Genomic DNA, 17165 nt, shown 5'->3' on the forward strand with positions numbered 1-17165 from the left:
AATTGTTAAAATTTTGAAAAGTATGCGTATTTAAATATAAAACATAATAAAAAAATGATTTTTAGATCTTTATATGAGGAATAGGAATAAATAATGGAATTACTAAAATTAATCTTGCAACTGCCTTTCTATATTTTGCAAAAGGCTTGGGAAATAATCAGTTATTTTCTGCTTTTTTTATTAATTTTAGCAAAAGGATTTTTTTGGTTATTTAGTCCAATTATCGGTGATATAAAATGGTCAACACCAGATTGGTTACCTAATGCAAAAAGATTTTACTATGCAGTAGGTTCTACATTAAAAAAAATAAAAACTTTAATTGGTGCAAGTATTATTTTGGGATTTATTGCTTACTTTTCTGGTAATTACGCCTATCATTGGTATTTAAATCGTCCAAAACCGATTGAACCAGCACCTGTAGTAATAAATACCTATTCAGCTGAATTAACCCCACCAAGTACAAGTGACGGTATAATATATATCCAATTCATCGGTGCTAAACGCCCACCAATTCCCCTAGAATCAATCAACAAAGATGAAATAACAGAAGGTATTACCATTTCACCAAACATTGAGGGGAAATGGACATGGTCAAATGATTCAATAATAAGATTCATACCAAAAGAGAGAAAGTGGCCACTTGGTATCGAATATACAGTCATATTGGATAAGTCAAAATTATTTGCTGAAAACAACGAACTAGAAAAAAATAGTGCAACCTTATCCTTTATTTCTCCTGATTTCGAATATAAGTTCAAAAATCGAGGTGAGCTTTATTCCAATCCTACAGAAACTAATGTTAGGAATGTCATAAATACAGTCAAATTTAGTCATCCTGTTGATAAGCAAAGTTTTGAAAAAAATATTGTTTTATCACTTTATGAAAAAGACAAGAAATATGACAGTTTTTACGAAAAAAACTATGATAAATTCTTAAACCATGTCGATTTTACTATAACCTATGGTGATAATGACAAAATTGCATATATAAAGAGTGCACCTATTCCCTTACTTGATAAAGAAGGTTATTTAAAAATGACAATTAACAAGGGGGTTATGTCAGCTGTAGGTGGTAGCGCAATGAATTACGATATAAATAATAATGTAACTGTACCCGATAAATATCATTTAAGCGTTACAAAAACAGAGCTTACATTGGTCGAAAAAAGCAACGAAAAAATACAGCAGGTATTAGTATTATCATTAAGTCATGCAGTAAGATCTGAAGATGTATCAAAAGCAATCAAAGTTTGGCAATTACCTGAAAATAAAAATGGTTCGTATAATGAAAAATATAACAATAGCACTTCTGGTAGATACGAAATAAAATATAATGTAACACCAGAAATACTCGAAAAAGCAACACCAATATCAATGAAACCAATTGATACTGAACTTACTTATCAGAATCAAATTAGCTTTGAATTCAAAACCGAACAAAACTCAAAATTATATATTGAGGTTAATCAACCTTTATCTTCTCAAGAAGGGTATTTTTTAAAACAAGATTATCAGACAATATTGACAGTTCCTAGTTACCCAACTTATCTTGATTTTGCTGCATCAGGTTCTTTACTATCCTTATCAGGCGAAAAAAAATTACCAATCGTTTCACGTAATTTAGAACAAATGAAGTTAGAAATGGATCGCGTTATTCCTTCACAACTTCAACATCTAGTAGCGTTTAATCAAAGCTACGAATTTAAAGATATGGATTTTGGTGAACTTGATAATGATCATTTTGTTGAAAAATACAGTATAACTAAAGATTTTACAGGAGCTCCAGAGGAAGTAAAATACACCAATGTCGATTTAACTCGTTACTTAACAGCCGATACAAACGGTAATAAAAATCGGGGTGTCTTTTTATTAAGACTTTATGGGAAAAAAACGAAAGATACTCAATATGAGTTCATGGCATCTCGTTTTATTGTTGTGACTGATTTAGGAATTATAGCTAAAAAATCGCTTGATCAATCAAATGATCTATTTATTCAATCGATAAGCTCAGGTGAACCAATTAGTAATGCTAAAGTTTCAGTATTGGGAATGAATGGAATCACTATTACTTCACAAAAAACTGATAGTAACGGCCATGTCCACTTTTCACCATTATCTGAATATTATCAAGGTATTAAACCACTTTTATATGTTGTTGAAAAAGGACGTGATTTATCATTTTTACCAATCAAAAGTTATGAAAGAAATTTAAATTTATCTCGTTTTGATATAGGTGGTATTCGTGAAACCATAGAAGGTGGAGAATTACGTTCACATATTTTTTCAGATAGAGGTATTTATCGTCCAGGTGATACATTCCACATTGGCACCATAGTTCGAGCACAAAATTGGGAAAATTCCTTGGAAGGGATCACTGTAGAAGCAGAAATTTATGATCCAAAATCCAATTTAGTACTAAAACAACCAATTGTACTAGATAAATCAGGATTTAATGAGCTTAGCTATAAAACCAACTATGAGTCCCCTACTGGTGATTGGTATATTAATTTATATTTAAAAAATGATGATGATGAATCTCGGGTATTGTTAGGTTCTAGTTCAATTGTTGTTCGTGAATTTGAACCCGATAAAACAACCGTATCCCTAAAATTATTACCAGAGATAAAAGATGGGTGGTTAAAACCTCAAGATATTCAGGCTGAAATCAAAGCCAAAAACTTATTCGGTACAGATGCTGCTAATCGACGAGTAACAAATACATTGATTCTTGAACCTTCAACCCCTTATTTTAAAAAATATGAGGACTACTATTTTTATCAAAACATTTCAGGGGGAAGAAATAGTTTTAAAGTTGAATTAGATGACAAAACAACAGATGAAAATGGTGTAGTAAAAATCGATCTTAATGAAAATATGCAAAGCTTTGAAGGCAACTATACATTAAGAATGTTAACAGACGTTTTTGAACCAGATAGCGGTCGAAGTGTTGCTGCAACAGCAAGCACCTTTGTATCACCAAATGATTATTTGGTTGGTGCAAAAGCTGATGGTAATTTAAGATACATTAATAAAGATTCGGTTCGTCATCTTGATTTTATAGCTATTAATCCTGCCCTAGAAAAAATAGAGTTATCTGATCTAAAACTTGTTTTAATTGAAGAAAAATATCTTTCAGTATTAGTCAAACAACCTTCGGGGGTTTATAAATACGAATCACGCCGTAAAGAATCGGTACTATTAGAACAGCCATTTAAGATTAGTTCTGAAAAAACAACATACGAATTAGATAGCAAAAATCCAGGTAATTATATTATCCAAATTAGAAATAAAGACGATGAGTTACTTTACCAAAGCAAATACTCTATTGTGGGTACAGCTAATATTACTCGTGATTTAGATCGTAATGCAGAACTAACATTAAAGATTAAAGATGCACAATATAATCCGGGTGACGAAATAGAGGTTTCAATCACTGCACCATATGTAGGTAGTGGTATTATTACCATTGAACGCGACAAAGTGTATTCTTGGAAATGGTTCCATACAGACACCACAAGCTCAGTACAAAAAATAACACTTCCGAAAGACATTAGTGGCAATGGTTATATTAATGTCCAATTTATTCGTGACCCAAATTCAGATGAAATTTTTATGAGTCCACTTAGTTATGGTGTTATACCATTCAAAATTTCAAATGAGCAATTTAACGATAAAATCGTATTACAAGCACCATCATTAATAAAACCTGGAGATACACTGCCAATTACGTTACATACAAATACGCCACAAAAAGCGGTTGTATTTGCTGTAGACGAAGGAATTTTACAGGTCTCAAATTATAAACTTAAAGATCCATTGAATAGCTTTTTACGCAAAAAAGCACTATCAGTAAGAACTTCACAAATTTTAGATCTTATATTGCCAGAATTTCGTCATTTGTTGACAGCTTCCGCTCCTGGTGGTGATGGTGATAATGATGATGTATTATCAAATCATTTAAATCCATTTAAACGCAAAGTAGACGAACCTGTATCCTATTGGTCAGGTATTATTGATGTAGATGGCGATAAAACCTTTGAATATAAAGTGCCTGATTATTTTAATGGCAAAATTCGTATCATGGCTGTATCGGTTGGTGATAAAACAATGGGACATACTCAAATGTCAACAACTGTACATAATGATATTGTTTTACAACCTAATGCCCCATATTTTGCTGCACCAGATGATGAGTTTGAAGTGTCACTAAATGTAACTAATCTGATTGAAAATATTGGAGACAAAGTCATTCCGATCGATATTAAGGTTTCAACATCCCCTAACCTATCAATTATTGGCGACAGTAACAAAGCTATTGAATTAGCTAATGGCAAAACTGGAGTTTTAAAATTTAATTTTAAGGCAACCGACAAACTTGGTAATAGCGATCTTCACTTTTCAGCCAACTATAATGATATTACAATCACACGTGATGTTAGCCTTTCAATAAGGCCATTAACTGAATACAGATTAATCACAAAAATGGGAAGAATGGAAGATCATAAACAAACGTTTACTGATTTTAGAAACATGTATAGTAACTTAAGTAAACGAGAAGCTGCCGCATCTTATTCACCATTTATACTAAGTAAAGGCCTAAGCACCTATTTACAAGACTACCCACACTATTGTTCAGAACAGATTGTAAGTCGAGCAATTCCTGCTTTAATAGCGAGTAAATATCGTGATTTTGATCTGGCTTCGAAAGAAGGGATAGCACCATTATCAGAACTATTCCAAGTGTTGCAATCTCGTCAAAATAGTGAGGGTGCAATTGGTTTATGGTACTCAACTTACAATGTTAATCCTTTTATTACATTATATGCAGTAAACTTTATGCTTGAAGCAAAAGAAATGGGCTATAAAGTACCTAAAAAAATGCTTGATAATGCTAATAAATATCTGCAAACAATTGCTGTATCTAGAGATAATAGTACTTATGGTTTAAGAGTCCGTGCTTATGCTATCTATTTATTAACAAGGCAAAATAAAGTAACAACAAGCTATTTAGCCTCTACCATGAGCGATCTTAATCGAAAAGAAGATTCATGGAAAAAAGATATAACGGCAATGTATTTAGCTTCATCTTATAAAATGTTAAAAATGGATAAAGAGGCAAATAAATTAATCAAACCTGTTTGGCAACAATTAGAAGCTGCATATGATCGTGCTTGGTGGCTAAACAACTATTATGATCCACTAGTCGTTAATGCAGGAAAAATCTATTTAATCGGCAAACATTTTCCTGAAAAAGTAAAAGATATTCCTGCGCAAGCATTAGAAAATATGGTTATCATGCTGAATGAACAAAAATATACTACTCAATCATCAGCAATGACAATATTGGCTTTAAGTAGTTATTCACAGAGCATTGAACAATCAAATTTATCTAAAGATACCCTTCAAATTAATGCAATATCAAAAGATGGAGAAAAACAAAGAATTATTGCAAGTTTAAATGGAATTTTGACTAAAGGTAGGTTTAATGTTCAAGATACGCAATTAAACATAACTAATAAATCAAGCTTACCTGCTTGGTATATGTTTTCCGAACAAGGTTATGACAAAGATATCCCTAAAGAGCCAATTAAAGAGGGGCTTGAAGTATATCGTGAATTTACTGATCTTGATGGCAAACCTGTTGAACAAGTCAAACTTGGCGATAAAATTAACGTAACAGTTAGAATCCGAGCACTAGCAGATGAAGGTGCAACTAATATTGCCATTGTTGATTTACTACCAGGTGGTTTTGAAGTAGTACAACAACCAATAGATTCTCAGGAAGAAGATTCTGACGAATATATTCAAGATAATGAAGAATACGATGACTATGAAGAAGATGATTATGAAGAAGGTGATTATGATGAAAATTATGGTTGGGTTTCACCAATTGGTATAAAAACAGGAAAACATACTTGGTATCCTGAATATACAGATGTACGTGAAGATCGTGTTATTATTTATGGTTCAACTTATAATAATAAAATACAAGAATTTACCTATCAGATCAAAGCAACCAATATAGGAACTTACAGTATTCCTCCTGCATTTGGAGAAGCAATGTATAATCGTGAGATTCAAGCTGTATCAAAAGGTGGACAAAAGATAAGCATCATCCCACAACAATAGTTATTTACAACTAACCATTCACTAAAACGGGCTTATGCCCGTTTTTCAATAAAAGAACCATTATATAGTTACTTTGAGTTGAATTAATTAACCCAGAATTATCAGTTGTTGAAGGTTTTGCTATAAAATTTAACGATTGATTACCGTAAGACAATGTATGCTTACCGTACTCAAATGTATAATTCACACTTGATTTTGCTGGAATGGTTAATTCCTTCACATCAACAATCACTTTAATTTCATTCGGGGTTGGGTTGTCAATCATACGATCAACTAAGCTAGACTAAAAGTTATCTGAACCAAAACAACCAACCAATGTTATATTGCAGACTAGCAACAAAAAATGTTTTATTTTTTCATCGCATTAATTTTTAAAGGTTTTAAAAAGAGCCAGATGTTATCATAAATTTAAAATGAGGTTGGGTCAGTTAATAATAAGCTAAATATAGCAGAATACTGTTTTGGAAGGCTTTATACATAAAAAAACAACTTCAAGCTGAAGTTCTTTTTGTGGACTTGGTGCCAGTGGTCGGACTCGAACCGACACGCTTTTAAGGGCGGCGGATTTTGAATCCGCTGCGTCTACCAATTTCGCCACACTGGCATTAAACGTGTAAATAAGTAAACGTTAGCATTATACTTAGCTTTGCAATATCTGCAACAAGTATTATCGTAAAGTGCTTTATATGCCTAAAAAACAAACTAATATCTAGGTTTCCATGCGGGTAATTTTTTAAGGATTATATAAGCCGTCTGCTTAGCTATTGCATTATCAATATTGTAATTTTTAGCATATTGTAATGTGACTTCATGCCATTTTTCATTAAATGTTTTCATTGTGCCATCTTTATGAGCACAATGCTTACAATATCTTTTAGACATATCAAGCAACGGATAATCAGCAATAGCCGTCATTGGCATGCCACAAGCAATACACATTTTCATATTCTAAATTCCAATAAAATTAAAAAAGTGACTCAATAATTGCCATCTTTATACGTATAAAAAATCCTACTCTTAGTTACACAAGATTACAATATACAATTAAAAAGAGATAAATAGATTTCAAAAATTAAGATCAAATTGTGATGTAAGTGGGTCTAATTGTGGTTGTGGTTGTGGTTGTGGTTGCTGTGATAATAAATAACGGCGCCTTGCTGCCCGTTGTTTGCATAAACGCAAAACATCTTGCTTTTGACTATCACTCAAAGTTAACCACTTAAAGCGTTCGTCTCTTGAGCGATAGCAGGTAATACAATAGCCTTGTTTATCAGTTTCACAAACTCGTTTACAAGGGCTTGGAATATCAAAAAATTCAATCTGATCCAATTTATTCCTCGTTTTTTAGACAAAGCGATATATTTACTAATGTTCTTTTAAGCCCAAACCTTTACTAAGCACTTTGAAACAGTCATCACAATCATGTGTAGCGGCATGGAGTAATGTTTGAGTCGGTGCGTGGATTAATTTATTGGTTAAACGATGGGAAAACTCAGCAAAAACATCGTCAATATTAGCACCCTGCTTGATAGCATTTAAAGCTTTTATTTGTAATTCACGCTTAATACTTTCCGCATTACTACGATACTGCTTAACATAAGCAACTGCATGTCTAGTTTTAATCCAATCAATGAAATGTTCAGCTTGTTCTTGAATAAGATATTGTGCTTCTTTAGCGGCAATAGCGCGTTGCTCTAAATTACTTTCAACCGTTTTTTGTAAGTCATCAATAGTGTAAAGATGCACATTATCAAGCTGATTAACCTCTTCCTCAACATCGCGAGGCACTGCTAAATCAATAAACAGCATTTGACGGTAATTCCTAGCGCGTAAAGTGCGTTCAACCATCCCTTTACCTATGATAGGTAAAGGGCTTGCTGTTGAACTAATCACAATATCAACATCTTTAAGTCGATTAGCAATATCAGGCAATGAAATGATTTCTGCATCAATACCAGCCGCAAGTTTTAATGCCTTTTCACGGGTACGATTGGCAATAATCACGTGATTAAACCCATGCGGTTTTAAGTAGCGAGAGATAAGTTCTATCGTTTCCCCAGCTCCAACAAGCATAATATTTAAATGAGAAGTATCAACAAAAAGATTGCGAGCAACTAAACAAGCGGCATAGGCAACGGATGCCGTATTAGCACCGATATTGGTTTCACTGCGGACAATTTTTGCTACATGAAACACTGTTTGAAATAGTTTTTTTAATTGGACGGATAAACAGTTTTGTTTTTGAGCAAAACTATATGCCTGCTTAACTTGTCCTAAAATTTGTGGCTCACCAATGATCATTGAGTCCAAACCGCTAGCAACCGACATCAAATGCTCAACAGCGTGTTGGTCGTCATACCAATAGAGTGAGTCTTGATATAACTCAATATCAAGATCATGAAATTGCCCCAACCAACTTTCTACAGACTGTTTTAATCTAAGATAGTCAGTTTGATGCTCATAACTCAAATAAATTTCTGTTCGATTGCAGGTAGACAAAATGACACATCCTTCAACCAAAGGATGTTGGTATAGGCTGTATAGCGCTTTATCGACAATCTCAGTAGGAAAAGCAAGTCTCTCCCTTAAAGCGACTGGCGCAGTTTTATGATTAACACCAAAAATTGTAATGGACATTGCATCGCTTCTTTTTTGAAGGTTATATATTGATATAATTATTTTATTTATATTAAACGAGCTCTAAACCTATATTATACATAAAAAAAGAATAAAGATTAATTTACATAGTTACTTTTTCTTATTCAGATAATTATCGGTTATAATACACTCATCGTTGACAACAAACACTAACAACTAAGAGTTACTTCATGTCTAAAATCAAATATGCTTTTATTATCGTGTTATCTTTATTTATTGCCGCTTGCCAATCTACTAAATCACAAAATTCAACTTCAGTTGAGCAACAATGGCAAGCTCACCAACAGAATCTACAACAAATAAATGCGTTTCAAGTAAACGGCAGTATTGCTTATATGAGTAATAAGTCTCGTAATTATGGTCGATTTTTAATTACCCAACAGTCAACAGATAATTACGAAGTCAAATTAACCACCCCCGTTGGTACCAATATTTTAAGCTTAAAAGCCGAGCCTAATTATGCACAACTGATTGATAAAAATGGTGAAAGTTATCAAGATGTCAACGTTGAAAATCTAATGAAAAAAATCTCTAACGTAAATATACCATTAAATTCTTTACATAATTGGTTAAAAGGATTTTCAGACAACAATAATGCTGACAAATTAGACAATTCAGGGCGCTTAATATCAACCGTCTTTATGCAAGGCAATAATAAATGGGCATTAAAAATTTCCAGTTATACAAATTATACCTATAAAAATAAAGAAATTTATTTACCTACAATCATTGAACTTACCCATGATGATGTAGTGGTTCGATTAAAAATTAGCAACTGGGTTTTACGATAACGGATAATATTTATGAAACAATGGTTATCACCCGCTAAATTAAATTTATTCTTATATATTACAGGCCGTCGTGCTGATAATTATCATAACCTACAAACGCTGTTTCAATTTGTAGATTATTGTGACATTTTGACCTTTACAGTCCGTCAAGATGACAACATAAAATTATTAACACCATTTGCTAACATTCCCGACGATAAGAATTTAATTACGATCGCCGCAGAACGATTAAAGTCGTATGCTAACAAAAAAAATATTGGTGTAGATATTACAATTAATAAAAAAATCCCAATGGGTGGTGGACTAGGCGGTGCTTCTTCCAATGCAGCCACTGTATTAGTCGCACTAAATCAGTTATGGCAACTGAACTTATCGACTGACGAATTAATTGAAATAGGTCAAACAATCGGGGCTGATGTGCCAATTTTTATTTATGGACATGCTGCTTTTGCTGAAGGCATTGGTGATCAATTCCAAAGCATCGATATTCCTGAACACTGGTACCTAGTCGCCTACCCCAATATTGAAATATCAACAGCAAAAGTCTTTAACGACCCAAAACTATGCCGTGATACGCCCAAGCTCAGTATGCAAGAACTTATCACTTTACCGTTTGATCAGTTTAAAAACGATTGTGAAAATGTAGTACGCGAGCGTTATCCTGAAGTTGGTAAACTCATAACTTACTTATCACAATTCGCTCCTAGTAGATTAACAGGTACTGGGGCTTGTGTTTTTACACAGTGTGAATCAGAGCAGCAAGCATTGGACATTCAAGGCAAACTTAAAACACTATCAGTCAATAGTTTTGTAGCAAAATCATTAAACAATTCACCATTATACAAAAAGTAAATAAAAAGAACTTAACCAACACATCATTAATTGGTTAAGTTTTTTTATTCTAACGTCTTTATTTATGACAAATTTTCAATATAAAAAATAGTTGTCGTTTTTTCGGTTGCAGCCGCTACTATATTATTTAATATGCATACTAATTATTAGATGTAATAAAATTAAGGCTTAAAAAATTATGGTTATTAGTAATGCGGACAAAATAAGAGAATATTATCAAGCTTTACTCACAAAAGATCAAAAATATGTGGGAATCTTTTATGCAGGGGTTAAAACGACATCAGTATTTTGTATTGCGACTTGCAGAGCAAGAAAACCAAAATTTGAAAATGTTGAATTTTTTAATACATTTAAAGCTGCACTTGATGCAGGATATCGACCTTGTAAAATTTGCAAACCAACTGAAAATGCTAATGAAGCACCTATTGACGTTACTAAAGCCGTCACATTAATTACAGAAAATCCTAAAACAAAAGTATCAGATACCATATTAAAAAAACATCAAATAAGCCCTGAAATGGTAAGACGCTGGTTCAAAAAACATTATGGAATCACCTTCCAAACTTATCAAAGGATGTACCGAATTAACCAAGCTTTTCAAGAGCTTAAAGTCAAAAAAAATGTTATTAATACTGCTTATAATACGGGGTATGAATCTTTAAGTGGTTTTGGATATACCTATAAAAAAATCATCAAAAACACGCCACTAGAAAGTATCAATCAAGACATTATTTTAATTAATCGTTTAACAACGCCATTAGGGCCCATGTTTGTATGTTCTACCAATCAAGGGATTTGCTTATTAGAATTTGTAGATAGAAGAATGCTAGAAACTGAATTCGAACAACTACAAAAACAGCTAAAAATGAAAATTATTTTTGGTGATAATAACCATATAAAACAGACAAAAAAAGAAATTGAAGAATATTTCCAAGGGAAAAGGCAACATTTTAATATCAAATTGCATACACCAGGAACAGATTTTCAAAACAACGTTTGGGATTGTTTAAAACAAATTCCTTACGGAAAACTAACCACCTATAAACAACAAGCAGAAAAGATTAATAATCCACAGGCTATACGTGCAGTGGCAAGTGCAAATGGATTTAATCGAGTTGCGATTATTGTACCTTGTCACCGAGTCATTGGCTCAAATGGCGAATTAATGGGATATGGTGGAGGCTTAGAGCGAAAACGTTGGTTAATTGAACACGAAAAAAAATATTCAAATCAAAACTAAATGTATTTACCTCAAACAAACTGTGTGAATATTGTATTTATTTGTAAAAAAAAGTAAAAAAACAAGTCAACGATTCTATTTTACTGCGATATTGTCTTTTGTTTATTGCCATGCCAAACGACGAGAGTATATAATGAAAAATTGTCCATTCTTATAGAAATGATATAGAGAACATTTAATATGACTCAATTACAAGAAAAACTCGCACTAATTAAAAATAGTATTATCACCATACCCGATTACCCTAAAAAAGGGATTCTATTTCGTGATATTACTAGCCTGCTTGAAGATCCTGTTGCATTTCGATCTTCGGTTGAGCTATTAATCGATCACTATAGAGATAAAAAAATAGATAAAGTGGTTGGCACCGAAGCGCGTGGGTTTATCTTTGCAGCTCCAATTGCATTAGCATTAAATGTTGGTTTTGTGCCAGTAAGAAAACCAAATAAGTTACCGCGTCACGTATTTAGAGAGGAATATCAATTAGAATATGGTACTGATACACTCGAAATTCACTCAGATGCTATTAATCCCGGTGAACGCGTATTAATTATCGATGACTTATTAGCAACTGGTGGTACAGTTGCAGCAACAGCAAAATTGATACAAAAAGCAGGCGGCATTGCTGAAGATGCAGCTTTTGTAATTAATTTACCCACTTTAGAGGGTAAAACTAAACTCACTGATATGGGAATTAATTGTTTTACATTAGTGGATTTTGAAGGTGAATAACCCATCTATTTAAAAAACATTTTTTTAGGGGTAATTTATATTACCCTTTTTATATATCCTCTATCACTTCTATACCGCTGTATAATCATCAATCGATAATTTACTCACAATATCCGCAACAATTTAGAATCAACAATAATTCAAAGCCAACACCATAAAAACAAAGTTGAATAAAAAATCAAATTTAAACTTGATTTAGTCCATTTAGTGAATTATTATTCAAAAATACAGCATAATTATAAAACAAAAGTGAGTTAAAAATGAAAAAATTTAGTCATATTATTGCAAGAACACCAGCTAAATCACTAATCAACGGTTTAACATCAGCTAACTTGGGCAAACCTGATTATCAAAAAGCCTTAGATCAGCACAACAATTACATCCGAGCATTACAACTGTGCGATGTTGATATCACAATTTTACCCGCCGATGAACGCTTTCCAGATTCGGTATTTGTTGAAGATGCAGTCCTTTGTACGCCATATTGTGCCATTATTACAAGACCGGGAGCCGAAAGCCGCAGAGAAGAAACTGAAATTATTGCTGATACCATCGAAAGATTTTATCCAAATAAAGTGGAAAGAATTAACGCACCTGGCACAGTTGAAGCGGGCGATATAATGATGGTTGAAAACCACTACTACATTGGCTTATCGGCTCGAACCAACCAAGCTGGTGCTAACCAAATGATAGCTATTTTAGAAAAGTACGGATTAACTGGCTCAGTAGTTAAGCTCGAAAAAGTGTTACATCTAAAAACGGGTCTTGCTTATTTAGAGAATAACAACTTATTAGCAGCAGGCGAATTTATCACTAAACCCGAATTCCAACACCTTAATATTATTGAAATCCCTGAGCAAGAAAGTTATGCGGCTAACTGCATATGGGTTAACGACCGCGTTATTATGCCTGCAGGCTACCCAATCACAAAAGGTAAAATTGCAAAGCTTGGTTACCAAGTTATCGAAGTGGATACCTCTGAATATCGAAAAATAGATGGTGGCGTAAGTTGCATGTCATTACGATTTTAAAATGATTGAATGAAAACCTACTAATACTCAACTTAACAATAAGCGAACTATGAATACACCAATACAAAAAAAGCTAGGCATACTTCCCCTTACTCTATTAGTTGTTGGCAGTATTGTAGGAAGTGGAATTTTTAGCCTACCGCAAAACATGGCCGAAGGGTCAGGGACTGCAGGGATTTTAATTGCATGGACAATAACCCTTTTAGGCATGTTCATGCTAACACGGGTATTTCAATATTTATCGATCCGATTTTACAAAATCAATGATGGATTATACGGCTATGTACGAGAAGGATTTGGCGATTATATCGGCTTTAATGCAGCATGGGGATACTGGATATCGGCATGGATGTCGTGTACTAGCTACTTAGTTATTTTATTTAGCGCATTAGGATCTTTTGATAGCTTAAACTTCTTTGGTCATGGCACCACATTACCGGCAGTTATTGCAGCTATTTTATTGTTATGGATAGTACATTATTTTGTATTGAAAGGAATATATCGCGCCTTTTTATTAAATTGTTTAGTTACATTAGCTAAAATTGTGCCTATTGGTTTATTTATTGTTTGTGTTAGCCTCGCCTTTAAAATCTCGACATTTAAGATCGACTTTTGGGGAACACCGCAATTAGGATCAATTATTGATCAAGTTGAAAACACCATGCTTTATACCGTTTGGGTCTATTTAGGAATTGAAAGCGCAACGGTTTATGCCAAAAGAGCCAAAAATATTATCAGTATTAGTCGCGCAACCTTTTTTGGCTTTGCCATTACCAGTTTATTACTTATTTGCGTATCTGTGTTATCGCTTGGCATTGTGCCACAGCAAGAACTGGCACAAATGAAAAACCCATCAATGGCCTTAGTCATTGAACGTGTCATTGGTAGTTGGGGGGCGACCTTGATCAACATCGGCTTAATCGTATCGGTCAGTGGAGGATTATTATCGTGGCTAATGCTAGCTGCCGAAATGCTATTTTTAAGCGGTCAAGGCAAACAGCACACGGTGCCAAGTTGCTTTGGTAAACTCAACAAAGCGGGTACACCTTCCAACGCATTATGGTTAACAACAAGCTTAATAACGGTATTAATTATCCTTGCTCATTTCAATCAATCGGGCTACAACACCTTAATCCAGTTATCAACATCAATGGTGCTGATCCCCTACTTGCTTTCGGCACTTTTTGTTTTCAAATTGGCTATTCAACAAGGCAAAGCCTATTTAATTATGATTGGCGCTTTAGGATCGATTTATGGAGTATGGTTGATTTATGCTGGTGGTACAACTTATTTATTACTTTCCATGATACTCTATAGTGTAGGACTATGTTTTTATCTCTATGCCAGAAAGGAACGATCTTTACCAGCATTTAGTTACTTACACGACAAAGTGTATGCTATTGCAATTATCCTATTAGCTGTCATCGCTATTTTATACTTCTTGATCTGATCATATTTAGTCGAGGCTTTTTGACAATCTCAAAAAGCCTCATATGAGCAAAAAATAAAAATATATAAAAGGAATACAAGCGACTTAAATAATAAATTATATTTGTATATAACATTAATTTTATGCTTTAACTTTTGAGGATGAAAATTTCTTTTATCAAGATTTATTACTTACTATTAAATAAATTAGATTCACTATGAAATTAAAAATAAGTAAGCATCTAAGCGTTATTTTCGAAACAGATAAAAATCAGCTAACAACCGTCTAAACTCTTGTGAATAACGTCCATCATCATCTCGCATACACAATTCCTGCGAATTAATCTTATTAGACTGAATTAATGAAAAAGCCATCAACGACAACGAAAAGCCTTTATCTGCACTATATCTAACATTCATCAATTGGTGTAAATATAACTGATTAGATTCACATAATAACCTAAACTGATTGGATAAATGATAAGGCAAAACTAAACAAAATTGACCTGCCGGGTTTAATAAACGCTTAACCGTGTCAATAAGCTGTTGAAAGTTTAAACTTTCGGTATAGCGTGCTAATTGCCTTTGCGGATTACGACAATCAATGGCGGATTCAAAATAAGGGGGATTGGTCACAATCAAATCATAGCCCACGGCATGACTTGGCTCAAATTGATTAATATCGATATTAATCGCATTAACCGAGGTAAACCCAGCTTGTTGGCTATTTTGCTGGCATTGTGCCACTGCCTGCACATCAATATCAATCGCATCAATTTGACAATGATTATGTTCTAATCGCTGGGCTAACATCAACGCAATTACGCCACAACCACAGCCAATATCCAGTATTTTTTGCGGAACAGAACGAATGGGCGCCCATGCGCCTAACAAACAACTATCGGTTGTTACCTTCATTGGACTTTTGTCATGCCCAACAAAAAAACGTTTAAAGGTAAAGCCACCTTTTTTTAATGGTAATGGATTATTGTGCATGTTTAAAATTTTTAAACAAAGGTTTATTTGACGCAATCGCATCAGCCCAGCGAGTGGGTTCAGGCAAGCGATAGCCACGCAAACATAAATTAACCCATTTTAAAGCACTATCTTGACTCACTCGGTGACCGGCCGAAATAAATAAAGGATTGCAATTATTTTTACTGCATAGCACCCAACCTATCTGCTCTTGCTTATCTTGCAAAGGTGTGACACTACCCGCTTGTTTTGGTAATGATTCATACTGACCACACAACTTTTTTTTAGCCACTCCAATCGTTGGCATATCTAGCAACAAACCTAAATGACTAGCAATACCTAAACGTCGAGGGTGAGCAACACCTTGCCCATCAACGAACAATAAATCGGGTTTCTGAGTTACCTGCTGCCATGCCTCGATCAATGCGGGATACTCACGAAAAGATAAATAACCGGGAATATAAGGAAACTGCGTTTTTATTCGAGCAATATGGTATTCAACAACTTTAAAATCAGGATAAGTAAGAACAACCATTGCAGCTCTAGTCACATGACCATCATCCTCAAAGCCTACATCGGTTCCACCAATAAATTTAACCGACTGACAAAACGCATCGGTTAATATAACTTGTTTTGCTAACGTCTGTTGTGTTTGCCTTAATTGTTCTAAATTAATAGACATTTTGATTCTGTTCAGTATTATTATCCACAATAAATTGATTTTACCAGAATTAGCATGCCATATACATTAGCAAATCCCGTTGAACTAACAGAAGAAATAAAAAAAAGCCGCTTTATTGTCAATGCTGCGCCAGTTACAACAGCCGAACAAGCCACCGACTTTATTAACCAAATCAGTGATCCCAACGCTACTCACAACTGCTGGGCATGGAAGATTGGACAACAATATCGATTTAACGACGACGGCGAACCCACCAGCACTGCCGGTCGCCCTATCCTTTCGGCCATTGAAGGGCAAGATTGTGACCAAGTGGTTGTGGTGGTAACTCGCTACTTTGGCGGTATAAAGCTGGGTACTGGCGGGTTAATTCGTGCTTATGGTGGTTCGGCTAGCCACTGCTTGCAACAAGCTGAGCTGATTGAACTTATTGCCCGTATTCCGTTGCAATTTCACTGCTATTATAGTGAATGGCCAATTATTGAAAATCGTCTAAAGGAGCTTGATGCCATTATTGAAAATCAAGAGTTTGATGCTGAAGGTGTCAAAGTCACAACAGGCATAACACAAGATAAATCGCAATTACTGCAAAAAAATATCAGCGACATCACCCGTGGACGCGTTATTATTGAGTTGTAAAAAACAATACT

General features: G+C 34.0%; 14 protein-coding genes and 1 tRNA gene. 8 read left to right on the forward strand and 7 right to left on the reverse strand.

The features are described 5' to 3' along the window. Nucleotides 1–93 precede the first annotated feature (93 nt). On the forward strand, nt 94–6129 hold the full coding sequence (locus GYX25_RS03670) for an alpha-2-macroglobulin family protein (RefSeq protein ID WP_174786750.1): 6036 nt from the start codon (nt 94–96) through the stop codon (nt 6127–6129). Nucleotides 6130–6139: 10 nt separating this feature from the next. On the opposite strand, the gene GYX25_RS03675 is transcribed toward GYX25_RS03670, so the two are convergent. From GYX25_RS03675 to hemA, 5 genes are all read right to left on the reverse strand, one after another. After that, nucleotides 6140–6394, reverse strand: a complete 255-nt coding sequence (locus GYX25_RS03675) for a hypothetical protein (RefSeq protein ID WP_174786751.1) — start codon at nt 6392–6394, stop codon at nt 6140–6142. A 252-nt stretch (nt 6395–6646) separates the two neighbouring features. Next, nucleotides 6647–6733: transfer RNA gene (locus tag GYX25_RS03680), tRNA-Leu, on the reverse strand. A gap of 98 nt (nt 6734–6831) precedes the next feature. Then, on the reverse strand, nt 6832–7074 hold the full coding sequence (locus GYX25_RS03685; protein ID WP_174786752.1) for a zinc ribbon domain-containing protein: 243 nt from the start codon (nt 7072–7074) through the stop codon (nt 6832–6834). Between the two features lie 120 nt (nt 7075–7194). Then, the gene (locus GYX25_RS03690) at nt 7195–7458 is read right to left on the reverse strand and encodes a DUF1289 domain-containing protein (RefSeq protein ID WP_174786753.1); all 264 of its coding nucleotides are present in this window, start codon (nt 7456–7458) and stop codon (nt 7195–7197) included. Between the two features lie 36 nt (nt 7459–7494). Further along, nucleotides 7495–8766 carry a glutamyl-tRNA reductase gene (gene hemA, locus GYX25_RS03695; RefSeq protein WP_174786754.1) on the reverse strand — a complete coding sequence of 424 codons (1272 nt, stop codon included), beginning with the start codon at nt 8764–8766 and terminating at the stop codon, nt 7495–7497. A gap of 191 nt (nt 8767–8957) precedes the next feature. Between hemA and lolB the strand changes: the two genes are divergently transcribed. From lolB to GYX25_RS03725, 6 genes are all read left to right on the forward strand, one after another. After that, nucleotides 8958–9578, forward strand: a complete 621-nt coding sequence (lolB, locus tag GYX25_RS03700; protein ID WP_091347061.1) for a lipoprotein insertase outer membrane protein LolB — start codon at nt 8958–8960, stop codon at nt 9576–9578. Nucleotides 9579–9590: 12 nt separating this feature from the next. Then, complete coding sequence (gene ispE, locus GYX25_RS03705) at nt 9591–10430, forward strand: 4-(cytidine 5'-diphospho)-2-C-methyl-D-erythritol kinase (RefSeq protein ID WP_091347063.1); 840 nt, start codon at nt 9591–9593, stop codon at nt 10428–10430. Nucleotides 10431–10608: 178 nt separating this feature from the next. Next, entirely contained in the window at nt 10609–11670 is a 1062-nt protein-coding gene (locus GYX25_RS03710) for a bifunctional transcriptional activator/DNA repair enzyme AdaA (protein ID WP_174786755.1), read from the forward strand. A 180-nt stretch (nt 11671–11850) separates the two neighbouring features. Further along, a complete protein-coding gene (gene apt, locus GYX25_RS03715) occupies nt 11851–12402 on the forward strand; it encodes an adenine phosphoribosyltransferase (protein ID WP_091347065.1) in 552 nt (183 codons plus the stop codon). Nucleotides 12403–12662: 260 nt separating this feature from the next. Continuing rightward, the gene (ddaH, locus tag GYX25_RS03720) at nt 12663–13433 is read left to right on the forward strand and encodes a dimethylargininase (protein ID WP_091347067.1); all 771 of its coding nucleotides are present in this window, start codon (nt 12663–12665) and stop codon (nt 13431–13433) included. A 49-nt stretch (nt 13434–13482) separates the two neighbouring features. Beyond that, nucleotides 13483–14883, forward strand: coding sequence for a basic amino acid/polyamine antiporter (locus tag GYX25_RS03725; protein WP_085247989.1), 1401 nt, complete (start codon nt 13483–13485; stop codon nt 14881–14883). Nucleotides 14884–15110: 227 nt separating this feature from the next. Here GYX25_RS03725 and GYX25_RS03730 read toward each other — a convergent pair whose 3' ends face one another. Together GYX25_RS03730 and nfi are read right to left on the reverse strand one after the other, a co-directional pair. Then, nucleotides 15111–15857 (reverse strand): tRNA1(Val) (adenine(37)-N6)-methyltransferase, encoded by a 747-nt coding sequence (locus GYX25_RS03730; protein ID WP_167349290.1) that lies wholly within the window; start codon nt 15855–15857, stop codon nt 15111–15113. Continuing rightward, a complete protein-coding gene (nfi, locus tag GYX25_RS03735; RefSeq protein WP_446718911.1) occupies nt 15847–16512 on the reverse strand; it encodes a deoxyribonuclease V in 666 nt (221 codons plus the stop codon). The genes GYX25_RS03730 and nfi overlap by 11 nt, the downstream gene beginning before the upstream one ends. Nucleotides 16513–16572: 60 nt before the next feature. Between nfi and GYX25_RS03740 the strand changes: the two genes are divergently transcribed. Continuing rightward, nucleotides 16573–17154 carry an IMPACT family protein gene (locus GYX25_RS03740; protein WP_091347074.1) on the forward strand — a complete coding sequence of 194 codons (582 nt, stop codon included), beginning with the start codon at nt 16573–16575 and terminating at the stop codon, nt 17152–17154. Nucleotides 17155–17165: the final 11 nt, after the last annotated feature.

It is taken from the genome of Gilliamella sp. ESL0254, from assembly GCF_013344985.1.
GTDB lineage: Bacteria > Pseudomonadota > Gammaproteobacteria > Enterobacterales > Orbaceae > Gilliamella > Gilliamella bombicola.

What these genes read in the sequence shown, in the direction of transcription:
- GYX25_RS03670 (WP_174786750.1), top strand. Translation starts at nt 94, where the DNA reads ATGGAATTACTAAAATTAATCTTGCAACTGCCTTTCTATATTTTGCAA.
- GYX25_RS03675 (WP_174786751.1), bottom strand. Translation starts at nt 6,394, where the DNA reads ATGATTGACAACCCAACCCCGAATGAAATTAAAGTGATTGTTGATGTG.
- GYX25_RS03685 (WP_174786752.1), bottom strand. Translation starts at nt 7,074, where the DNA reads ATGAAAATGTGTATTGCTTGTGGCATGCCAATGACGGCTATTGCTGAT.
- hemA (WP_174786754.1), bottom strand. Translation starts at nt 8,766, where the DNA reads ATGTCCATTACAATTTTTGGTGTTAATCATAAAACTGCGCCAGTCGCT.
- lolB (WP_091347061.1), top strand. Translation starts at nt 8,958, where the DNA reads ATGTCTAAAATCAAATATGCTTTTATTATCGTGTTATCTTTATTTATT.
- ispE (WP_091347063.1), top strand. Translation starts at nt 9,591, where the DNA reads ATGAAACAATGGTTATCACCCGCTAAATTAAATTTATTCTTATATATT.
- GYX25_RS03710 (WP_174786755.1), top strand. Translation starts at nt 10,609, where the DNA reads ATGGTTATTAGTAATGCGGACAAAATAAGAGAATATTATCAAGCTTTA.
- apt (WP_091347065.1), top strand. Translation starts at nt 11,851, where the DNA reads ATGACTCAATTACAAGAAAAACTCGCACTAATTAAAAATAGTATTATC.
- ddaH (WP_091347067.1), top strand. Translation starts at nt 12,663, where the DNA reads ATGAAAAAATTTAGTCATATTATTGCAAGAACACCAGCTAAATCACTA.
- GYX25_RS03725 (WP_085247989.1), top strand. Translation starts at nt 13,483, where the DNA reads ATGAATACACCAATACAAAAAAAGCTAGGCATACTTCCCCTTACTCTA.
- GYX25_RS03730 (WP_167349290.1), bottom strand. Translation starts at nt 15,857, where the DNA reads ATGCACAATAATCCATTACCATTAAAAAAAGGTGGCTTTACCTTTAAA.
- GYX25_RS03740 (WP_091347074.1), top strand. Translation starts at nt 16,573, where the DNA reads ATGCCATATACATTAGCAAATCCCGTTGAACTAACAGAAGAAATAAAA.